Consider the following 9036-nt stretch of genomic DNA (forward strand, 5'->3'; position numbering starts at 1 on the left):
TCCGACCGACCGCTTGCCTGCCCTGGCGCGGGCCTGTCGTTTCGGGCGGACCGCTCGTCACCCCAGCAGGTCCTCGATTCGGATCGGAAAGCGCCGTGCGCGCACGCCGGTCGCGTGCCAGACCGCATTGGCGACGGCGCCGGCAGTCCCGGTTATGCCGATTTCGCCAACGCCCTTGATGCCGAGGGCGTTCACATAAGGGTCGTCCTCGTGAACCAGCAGCGCCTCGACCGAGGGCACGTCGGCATTCACCGGGACATGATAGTCCGCCAGGTTGGCATTCTGGATGCGGCCGAAACGCCGGTCGGTGACGGCTTCCTCGTGCAGCGCGAAGGAAACGCCCCAGATCATCCCGCCATAGTACTGGCTGCGCACCAGCCGCGGATTGATGACGCGTCCGGCGGCGAATGCGCCGACCAGCCGGGTGACGCGGATCTGGCCGAGATCCGGGTCGACCTTCACCTCGGCGAAGACGGCTCCATGCGCGTGCTTGGCGTAAGTCTCCTGGGAGGCCGGATCCGGAGCGCCTTTGCCCCGGCCCTCGATTTCGGTCAGGCCCGCGCGGACGAGGATCTCGGCATAGCTTTCGCCGCGGCTTTCGTCGTCGCGCCGATAAAGGCGTCCGCCGCGTGCAACAACGCCTTCATTGCCGGCTCCGAACAGCGGCGAGGCTTCGTCGCCGGTGGCGAGATCGGCAAGGTTGGCGATGACGGCCGCACCCGCATTGTGGATGGCCATGCCGGCCGTCGCCGTGTGACCCGACCCGCCGGCGATACCCGCATTGGGCAGGTCGGAACTGCCGGCCCTGAAATCGACCTGGTCGATGTCGAGCCCCAGCCCGTCTGCTGCAATCTGGGCAAAAGCCGTCCAGGCGCCTTGGCCCATGTCCTGAGCGCCGGTCTCCATCAAGCCGCTGCCGTCGGCCCTCAGCACCGCGCGTGCCTCGGCCTGGAACATGAGTGCCGGGAACGTCGCCGTGCCCATGCCCCAGCCGGTGAGGAAACCGTCGGCGTCGCGCATCCGCCGCGGCTGCAGCGGGCGGCTCGCCCAGCCGAACGCCTCGGCGGCCTGTTCGTAACATTCGCGCAGCGCCTTGGAGGAGAACGGCTTGCCGGTCATCGGTTCGACCTCGGCATAATTCCTGAGCCGGAATTCCAGCGGGTCCATGCCGCAGGCATGGGCCGCCTCGTCGATGGCGCTCTCAAGCGCGATCGATCCGGTGGCCTCGCCCGGGGCCCGCATGAACAGCGGCGTGCCGGTATCGAGCCGCACGGCATCGTGCGAGGTGGCGATGGCCGGACTGGCATAGAGCGTGTGCGAGGCGTCCGCCGCAGGTTCGAAGAAATCGTCGAACGTGCTCGACGTGGTCCTGGCGTGATGGGAGATCGCGGTCAGCAGCCCTTCGCCATCCATGCCCATGCGCAATGTCTGGCGGGTCGGGGCGCGGTGACCGACCGGGCCGTACATCTGCTCGCGCCGGAGCACCAGCTTGACCGGGCGGCCGACGAGACGCGCCGCCAGGATGCCGAGCACTTGCGGTCCGGAAATCATGCCCTTGGAGCCGAAGCCGCCGCCCAGGAAGGGGCTGCGGATATGGACGTTTTGCGGCGCAATGCCGAACAGGCCGGCGATGCGGCCCTGCGCCATGGCCAGGCCTTGGCTCGGCGTGTCGATCAACAGCCGGTCGCCATCCCAGGCAGCGACGATCGCGTGGGGCTCCATGGCGTTGTGGTATTGGGCCGGCGTCTCGTAGGTCGCCTCGATCCGCGTCCTTGCCGATTTGAGGCCGGCCTCGACATCGCCCTTCTCCTGCACCGCCGGGTTGCCGACGCCAACGCCGCGCGGCACGAAGCTTTTGGCGCCGTCCAGACCAACGCGCGCCGGCAACTCCTCATAGCGCGGCGACAACAGCGCCGCGCCTTCGGTCGCCGCTTCCAGCGTCTGCGCTATCACCACGGCAATGCTCTGGTTGGGGTAGCGAACCCCATCATTCTGCAGCAGGTCGAGCCGAAACATGAAGGGATGGTCCTTGGCATCCGGATCGACGGCGAGCGCCGGCCGGTTCAGAGGCGTCATCACCTCGACCACGCCCGCATGCGCCTTGGCCGCCTCGACATCCAGCGAGACAACCCGGCCGCGCGCGATGCTGGAGACGGCAAGCACGGCATAGAGCATGCCGGGCGGATTGTTGTCGGCGGCAAAGCGCGCGGTCCCGGTGACTTTTAAAAATCCGTCGCGACGGGTCAGCGGCTGGCCGATGCTGGAGCCCTGGCGCGTATGGGCAGGCTGTTGGTTCAGGCCGAGTTCAAGCGTCATGACGCACTCCGGGAAGGGAGGAAAAAGGGGAAGCAGGCAAAGCGGGCATCAGAGCGGGCGTGCCTGCCTGCGCGGAAATCAGCGCCCTGACGACAATGCGGCGGGCAAGCTCGATCTTGAACGCATTGTCGCCGGAGGGGCTGGCGTCGGCCAGAGCCGCATCCGCGGCCCGAACGAAGCTCGCTTCGTCGGCATCGGCGCCGAGCAGCACCGCTTCCGCCGAGCGCGCCCGCCATGGCTTGGCCGCGACACCGCCGAGCGCCAGCCTCGCGGCGCGGATCTTGCCGTCGGCGACCGTCAGGGCAGCGGCAGCCGAAACGACGGCGAAGGCATAGGAGGTGCGTTCGCGCAGTTTCAGGTAGCGGGCGTGGGCGGCGAAGGACGCTGCTTCCGCCGGCAGGCGCACCGCAACGACCAGGTCGCCCGGCTGCAGCACGGTTTCGCGCTGCGGCGTGTCGCCCGGAAGCCGGTGGAATTCCTCCAAGGTGACGTGGCGCCGGCCTCCCTTGCCCTCGATCTCGACGACGGCGTCCAACGCCACCAGCGGCACGCAGAAATCGGAGGGATGGGTGGCGATGCAGGCATCGCTCCAGCCAAGCACCGCATGCAGGCGGTTCTCGCCGCCAAGTGCCGAGCAGCCGGAACCGGGTTCGCGCCTGTTGCAGGCGCTGGCGGTGTCGTAGAAGTAACTGCACCGCGTACGCTGCAACAGATTGCCGCCGACGGTGGCGGCATTGCGAAGCTGCGCCGAGGCGCCCGAAAGCAGCGCTTCGGCCACCGCCGGATAGGCCTTGGCGAAGGCCGGATCATGTGCGAGATCGGCATTGCGGACCAGCGCGCCGATGCGCAGGCCGCCATCATCCAGCATTTCGATGCGATTGAGTTCCGGCAGGCGGGTGATGTCGACGATCCGTTCGGGGCTGGCGATGCCGCCCTTCATCAGATCGAGCAGATTGGTGCCGCCGGCGAGATAAGCCGAACCCGGTTCGGCCGCCGCCGCTATGGCGTCGGAGACGGTGGCGGGCCTGATGAAATCGAAGTCTCTCATGCCGCGGTCCTCCTGCGTGCTTCGGTCGTGGCGGTGTCGGCCATGTTTTTCTGGGCTTCCAGGACCGCCTCGACGATGCCGCCATAGGCCGCGCAGCGGCAGATGTTACCGCTCAGCCCCTCGCGGATGCGCTCGGGATCGTCGCCAGCCTGTCCTTCGGCGATCAAGCCGAGCGTGCTCATGATCTGGCCGGGCGTGCAGAAGCCGCACTGGAAGCCGTCATGGGCGATGAAGGCGGCCTGCACAGGGTGCAGTTCTTCACCGTGAGCGATGCCTTCGATGGTCAGCACCTCGGCGCCGTCATGGCTGACCGCCAACGCCAAGCAGGAGTTTATTCGCTTGCCGTCGACCAATACCGTGCAGGCGCCACACTGGCCGCGGTCGCAGCCCTTCTTTGTGCCGGTGAGTTCAAGCCGCTCGCGCAGCAAGTCAAGCAAGGTTACGCGTGGGTCGACCTCCAGTTCGTGTCGATGTCCGTTGACGGTAAGCGAGATGGGAAGGCTGGTCATGGGCGTCTGGCTCCAGTTGCTTGACGCTGAGGGGAAGAATTGGGGTAGGGGGCGGGGCAGGGCAAGGTCAGGCTGCGGCCAATCTCCCGCGGGTTGGAAAAGTGGCGGGTTGCGGCTTCGAAAGGCGTGACATACCGGTTCCCCTGATTATATGATAAACGTGCTCCACTAAAGCGGAGGCGCCTCCGTTTATCTACTTGGGGGCTAGCCAGGCGTGGTTCAAGCCCCCATATCCTTGGTGGAGAAAAAAATTGGCTTTTGAGCCCGTCACAACTGCTGACCAAAAACCCGCCGCCGCCAAGTCGCTGCGTGCGGATGCACGGCGCAATCGCGACCGGCTGGTCGAGGTGGCGGCTGCGGTCTTTGCCGAGCGCGGCATCGACGCCTCGCTGGAGGAGATCGCGCGGCGCGCCGGTGTCGGCATCGGCACGCTCTACCGGCATTTTCCGACACGCGAGCATCTGGTCGAGGTGGTCTACCGCCGCGAAGCCGAGGGGTTGTGCGCGGCGGCCGGCGAGCTCGCGGCAAGACATCCCTCCGATGTGGCGCTGGAGGAATGGATGCGCCGCTTCGTCGACTACATCGCTACAAAGCGCGGCCTTGCGACCAGCCTGCGCATCCTGTTCACCACCAATTCGACGCTGTTTTCGGATACGTCGGGACGGGTGTCGCAAGCGCTGCGGCAACTGGTCGAGGCGGCGGTGGCCGACGGCACCATCCGCGGCGATGTCGATGCCTCCGACGTGCTGCATGCACTCGGCGGCATCTACTCGGCACCAGATACGCCCGAGTGGCGCGACCGTTCGCGCCGCCTGGTCAAGCTCCTGATGGACGGGTTGCGGTTCGGGGCGGCGAAGGCTGGATGAGAGGGCGAACGCCGCCCGCCCTCCGGCATGAGGCGAGCGATGACAAACGATAAGATCAGTCGGTCCGCCGTCGATCCGCCGCCAGACTCCCTGCCGTCGCCGGCTGCTCGAATCGACGAACCGCGTCCGGAAACTCCTTGAAGATCAACGATCGCAGCCAGCGATGCACGGGATCGGCATCCATGCGGGGGTGCCATGCCTGGGTGATGGTGAAGCCTGGGATTGCCACCGGCGGATCAAACATGTGGGTACGGCCTGTCGCACCCAGATGGTACGAACGCGGCACCAGTCCGACAAGATCGGATGCGGCCGCGACTGCGACAACCGCCGGATAGCTAGGCACCACCAGATCGACCTTTCGCGAAAGGCCGAGTTCGGCGAGCGCTTCATCGACCGGTTCAATGAAATGGCCTCGCCGGGATGAGACCACGTGCCGGCACGCGGCGTAACGTTCAGCCGTTATTTCGGTCTCCAGAAGGGGATGCCCCGCTCTCGCCACGCCGACAAAACGGTCGTCGAACAACGCCTGACCGCGCAATTCGGCGCCATCACCCGAAAGCACGCCAATATCGAGGTCGATCGTGGCTTCTCTCAACAGTTCGATGCGCTTGTCCGGCCGGGGCGCGAAGCGCAGCCTTATGCCGGGCGCGGCACTGGTGACAAGGGCATGGAGACGCGCGGCGTAGAGCAGCACGAAGGCTTCATTGGCCCGGATGGTAAAATCGCGCCGCACCTGGCTGATATCGATCTCCGGCGAGGGGCTGAGGACGGACCGGACCGCCGACGTCAGCGTGTGCACCTGTTCGGCGATCGCTTCGGCATGAGGCGTCGCCACCATGGCGCGTCCCGCCGAAACCAGGATGGGATCACCTAGCGCCAGCCGCAACCTCGACAGTGTGCGGCTCATCGCGGACGTGCTGAGGCCAAGCTTCTTGGCGGCGCCCGAGACGCTGCGCTCCCGAAGCAAGGCGTCAAGCGCCACCAGAAGGTTCAAGTCGAGATTGAGCATGAGAGAGCTTAACGGGGTGAGGCGTTTGACGCAACGGTCAGTTTACCCCGTTGCGTCTGGTGCAATTATGGGGTGAGCGGTATCGATGCGGCGACAACCAACGAAGCGGAGCCTCCGATGTCCATAGCCGCAACGATCAATCCCGCCCATGACGGCCTGCCGTCGCCACGCCGCTACCTGGCCATTGGCGTCCTGCTGATGACGCTGGTGCTCGTTGTGCTGGACGGCGCCATCGCCAATGTCGCGCTGCCATCCATCGCGGCGTCGCTCAACGCCAGTGCCAGCAGCACCGTATGGGTGGTGTCGAGTTACCAGCTTGCGGTGCTTGTGGCCCTTTTGCCTTGCGGCGCGCTGGGCGAGATCCACGGCCCCCGGCGTGTCTTTCTTCTGGGTGTCGCGCTGTTCACGGTGGCTTCGGCGTGCTGTGCCTTCGCCGGCAGCCTGCCTGTTCTTGTGGCTGCCCGGTCCATCCAGGGGCTCGGGGCGGGCGCCATCATGGCGACCGGGCCGATGAACCTGCGCGTTTCGGTGCCCCAGCGGCTGCTTGGAACCGTCATCGGCTTCAACGCGATGACGATTGCGATTTCCGCGGCCGCCGGCCCTGGCGTCGCCGGCGCGATCCTCTCCGTATCCAGCTGGCCGTGGCTGTTCGCCGTCAACATCCCGATCGGCATCATCGTCCTGTTGTCCGGCGGCTTGCTTGCGCATCTGGATGGCGTGAAGCGTCACCTCAACGTTGCGGCATTGCTGGCCAACACGCTGATGTTCATCCTGTTCTTCACGGGGGCCGATCGCATCGCCGGTGCGCCGGTCAGCGGGTCGATCCTGATCGGCTGTTCCGTCCTGTGCCTCGTCATCTTGTTGTCTCTCGAACGCAGGAGTGCCGCACCGATCGTGCCGACCGACCTCCTGGCCGATCCAGCCTTCCGGGTGGCCGTCATCGCTTCGATCTCGTGCTTCACCGGGCAGATGCTCAGCTACGTCGCGCTGCCATTCTACCTGCAGCACACCTTGCATATGAGCCCGGTCCAGGCGGGTCTCTACATGATGCCATGGCCCATCGCGACAATCATCATAGCGCCGATTTCGGGGCGGCTGGCCGATCGTTTCAAGACGGCGTGGCTGTGCGCCGCCGGCGGCGGGTTGCTGGCGATCGGCCTTTTGATCGCGGGCCTGACACCGCCCGGTCCAAGGGCGATTGCCTTCCTGGTCGGAACCGTCGTCGCGGGCACGGGTTTTGGTCTCTTCCAGACGCCGAACAACCGCATCCTGCTTCTCTCCGCACCCAAGGCGCGCAGCGGTGCGGCGGGAGCCATGCAGGGCACGGCACGGCTGCTGGGACAAACGTTTGGCGCCATTTCGATGTCGATCATTTTCGCGACCCTACCGCTGACAGGCGCACCCAGCCTCGCGCTGGTCCTGGCCGGCATCTGCGCGGCCATCGCCTGCCTGGTCAGCCTGAGCCGCGCCCGCTACGAGACGGCGGGATAAGACATCCCCGGCGTGGCCGAACTGGCGACCGCCGCCGGCAGCCATGCGGCGGCGAAGCGCGAAGCCCGCCAGCATGCGGGTGCGCAAACCAACGAGATGATATCCTGGACTACACTGGTGCCGCCTAGCGGCGGGAGATCACCCTTAGCCAGGGCGCCAGGTGGAAAGCGCTCATCAGCAGATACATGGCCGGCATGCCGGTCAGGATCGAGCCGGTCAGCGGCGAGTCGCCCATGCACAGCATGGTCCCGTCGCCGCCCTGAAGACGGGAAAGCAGCGCCATCGCGGCAAAGGTCGGCGCCGCGGCAAGGCATAGCCAGTCGGCGATGCCACGGGGGGCGACATTTTCGGGGGTCACCATGCCGATGCCGGAATGGATATCGCTCATGATCTTATTCCCTTCATGGTTGCCGCCCGTTAGGGCCTGGGGTCCTCGGCCCTGCCGGAGGCGGGAGAGGAACCCAGGCTGGACAGGTTTGCGCCAGCTTACTGGTTGCCCTTGTCGCGGAACGCGGCCTCGCCGGCAGCTGACACTTCGGCCCATTTCTTGTCGGCCCCGGCATCGTAATTGTCGTGCCAGTTCCACCAGCTGTAGAGTGGCGTCTGCGGATAACCTTCGGGCGAGTCTTCCCACACCTCCTGGCGGCCGAGCGGCGTGACGTCGAGATAGCTCCAGACGGTGCCCAACGCCTCGTCGCCGCGGTTGTTGATGAAATAGGTGCGGAAGATACGGTTCCCGTCATGGATGAACACGTTGTGGCCGTGCCATTCGTCAACGCCGAAGTCTTTGTCGAAGCTGTCGGTGATGGTGTACCAGGGCATCTCCCATCCCATCCGCTGCTTCAGCCGCGCAATGTCTTCCTGCGGGGCGCGAGAGGCGTAGGCGAGCGTGGTGTCGCGGGCGTTGAGATGGGCGAGGTGGCCGACCTGGTCGGCGCCGAGCGAGCAGCCGCGGCAGGCGTGATCGGGCCAGCCATAGACGCCGGGCTCGAAGAAGGCGCGGTAGACGATGAGCTGGCGGCGGCCTTCGAACAGGTCCAGAAGGCTCACCTTGCCGTCGGGGCCCTCAAAGACATAGGCCTTATCCACTTCCGTCCACGGCATGCGCCGGCGTTCGGCCGACAGTGCGTCCCTGGCGCGCATCGTCGCCTTCTCCTTCACCAGCATCTTTTCGTGCGCGGCGTTCCAATCCTGCTGTGAAACGATCGGGGGAGTCTTCATGGTCATTGGTCTTCTCCTTTGCCAGTCGTGGCGTCTTTGCGGTGTGGTGTTGCCTGGGCATGTCGGGGAGCCGCAGGCGCGGCGAAATCCGAGAGATCCGGCCCGGCGCAGCAGGGGTGGCGTGCGGCGTGCTTGGCCGTATCATTGGCCGCGTCGAGGTCGAGGTCGGTGGAGGCAGGCATTTTCTGATTCTCCCTTGCTGCCGTCATTGCCGGCACGTCTTGCTGGTTGACGGTACTGACGTAAGTTAGGGCCGCGCGACGCCGAGGTGGGAGTTACAAGTGTGACGGGATTTGAATGGACTCGCTGATCACCGCCGCAGCGCTGGCGCTGGCGACCGGCGATCCGCTCGGCGCGCTCGACCGCGTCGCCCTGCGCGAGGATGCGCCGGCGCTGGCGCTGCGCGGCATTGCCATGGCGCAGCTCGGCGACTTCGATCGCGCCAAGCTCTTGTTGCGGCGGGCCGCGCGTGCCTTCAGTCCGAAGGAGGCGGTGGCGCGCGCCAGATGCGTCGTCGCCGAGGCCGAGATCGCGCTGGTTTCGCGTGATTTGGGCTGGCCGGCCAAGGCGCTCGAC

The 9036-nt window shown here is 66.2% G+C and carries 8 protein-coding genes and 1 pseudogene; 3 read left to right on the forward strand and 6 right to left on the reverse strand.

Annotation, left to right across the window (positions count from 1 at the left end):
* Nucleotides 1-57 precede the first annotated feature (57 nt).
* Genes X739_RS142130 through X739_RS142120 form a run of 3 tightly spaced genes read right to left on the reverse strand, consistent with a single transcriptional unit; the run spans nucleotide 58 to nucleotide 3873 of the window.
* Nucleotides 58-2316: a xanthine dehydrogenase family protein molybdopterin-binding subunit gene (locus X739_RS142130; RefSeq protein WP_023795644.1), complete on the reverse strand. Its 2259-nt coding sequence runs from the start codon at nucleotides 2314-2316 to the stop codon at nucleotides 58-60.
* A complete protein-coding gene (locus X739_RS142125; protein WP_023795645.1) occupies nucleotides 2306-3364 on the reverse strand; it encodes a xanthine dehydrogenase family protein subunit M in 1059 nt (352 codons plus the stop codon). The genes X739_RS142130 and X739_RS142125 overlap by 11 nt, the downstream gene beginning before the upstream one ends.
* Complete coding sequence (locus tag X739_RS142120) at nucleotides 3361-3873, reverse strand: (2Fe-2S)-binding protein (RefSeq protein ID WP_023774856.1); 513 nt, start codon at nucleotides 3871-3873, stop codon at nucleotides 3361-3363. The genes X739_RS142125 and X739_RS142120 overlap by 4 nt, the downstream gene beginning before the upstream one ends.
* Before the next feature lie 251 nt (nucleotides 3874-4124).
* On the opposite strand from X739_RS142120, the gene X739_RS142115 reads away from it, so the two are divergent.
* Nucleotides 4125-4739 carry a TetR/AcrR family transcriptional regulator gene (locus X739_RS142115; protein WP_023795646.1) on the forward strand — a complete coding sequence of 205 codons (615 nt, stop codon included), beginning with the start codon at nucleotides 4125-4127 and terminating at the stop codon, nucleotides 4737-4739.
* Between the two features lie 55 nt (nucleotides 4740-4794).
* On the opposite strand, the gene X739_RS142110 is transcribed toward X739_RS142115, so the two are convergent.
* A complete protein-coding gene (locus tag X739_RS142110) occupies nucleotides 4795-5748 on the reverse strand; it encodes a LysR family transcriptional regulator (RefSeq protein ID WP_023795647.1) in 954 nt (317 codons plus the stop codon).
* 117 nt (nucleotides 5749-5865) lie between these two features.
* On the opposite strand from X739_RS142110, the gene X739_RS142105 reads away from it, so the two are divergent.
* Entirely contained in the window at nucleotides 5866-7239 is a 1374-nt protein-coding gene (locus X739_RS142105; RefSeq protein WP_031241452.1) for an MFS transporter, read from the forward strand.
* A 124-nt stretch (nucleotides 7240-7363) separates the two neighbouring features.
* On the opposite strand, the gene X739_RS142100 is transcribed toward X739_RS142105, so the two are convergent.
* Both X739_RS142100 and X739_RS142095 read right to left on the reverse strand, forming a co-directional pair.
* Nucleotides 7364-7627, reverse strand: coding sequence for a hypothetical protein (locus X739_RS142100; RefSeq protein WP_023774861.1), 264 nt, complete (start codon nucleotides 7625-7627; stop codon nucleotides 7364-7366).
* Between the two features lie 98 nt (nucleotides 7628-7725).
* Nucleotides 7726-8466: a thioredoxin family protein gene (locus X739_RS142095; protein ID WP_023774862.1), complete on the reverse strand. Its 741-nt coding sequence runs from the start codon at nucleotides 8464-8466 to the stop codon at nucleotides 7726-7728.
* Between the two features lie 291 nt (nucleotides 8467-8757).
* Here X739_RS142095 and X739_RS0135200 point away from each other — a divergent pair.
* Nucleotides 8758-9036: pseudogene (locus tag X739_RS0135200) on the forward strand (helix-turn-helix domain-containing protein); the annotation flags it as partial.

The sequence above is a fragment of the Mesorhizobium sp. LNHC209A00 genome (assembly GCF_000502915.1).
In the GTDB taxonomy this organism is placed as follows: domain Bacteria; phylum Pseudomonadota; class Alphaproteobacteria; order Rhizobiales; family Rhizobiaceae; genus Mesorhizobium.

What these genes read in the sequence shown, in the direction of transcription:
- X739_RS142125 (WP_023795645.1), bottom strand. Translation starts at nt 3,364, where the DNA reads ATGAGAGACTTCGATTTCATCAGGCCCGCCACCGTCTCCGACGCCATA.
- X739_RS142130 (WP_023795644.1), bottom strand. Translation starts at nt 2,316, where the DNA reads ATGACGCTTGAACTCGGCCTGAACCAACAGCCTGCCCATACGCGCCAG.
- X739_RS142105 (WP_031241452.1), top strand. Translation starts at nt 5,866, where the DNA reads ATGTCCATAGCCGCAACGATCAATCCCGCCCATGACGGCCTGCCGTCG.
- X739_RS142120 (WP_023774856.1), bottom strand. Translation starts at nt 3,873, where the DNA reads ATGACCAGCCTTCCCATCTCGCTTACCGTCAACGGACATCGACACGAA.
- X739_RS142110 (WP_023795647.1), bottom strand. Translation starts at nt 5,748, where the DNA reads ATGCTCAATCTCGACTTGAACCTTCTGGTGGCGCTTGACGCCTTGCTT.
- X739_RS142100 (WP_023774861.1), bottom strand. Translation starts at nt 7,627, where the DNA reads ATGAGCGATATCCATTCCGGCATCGGCATGGTGACCCCCGAAAATGTC.
- X739_RS142095 (WP_023774862.1), bottom strand. Translation starts at nt 8,466, where the DNA reads ATGACCATGAAGACTCCCCCGATCGTTTCACAGCAGGATTGGAACGCC.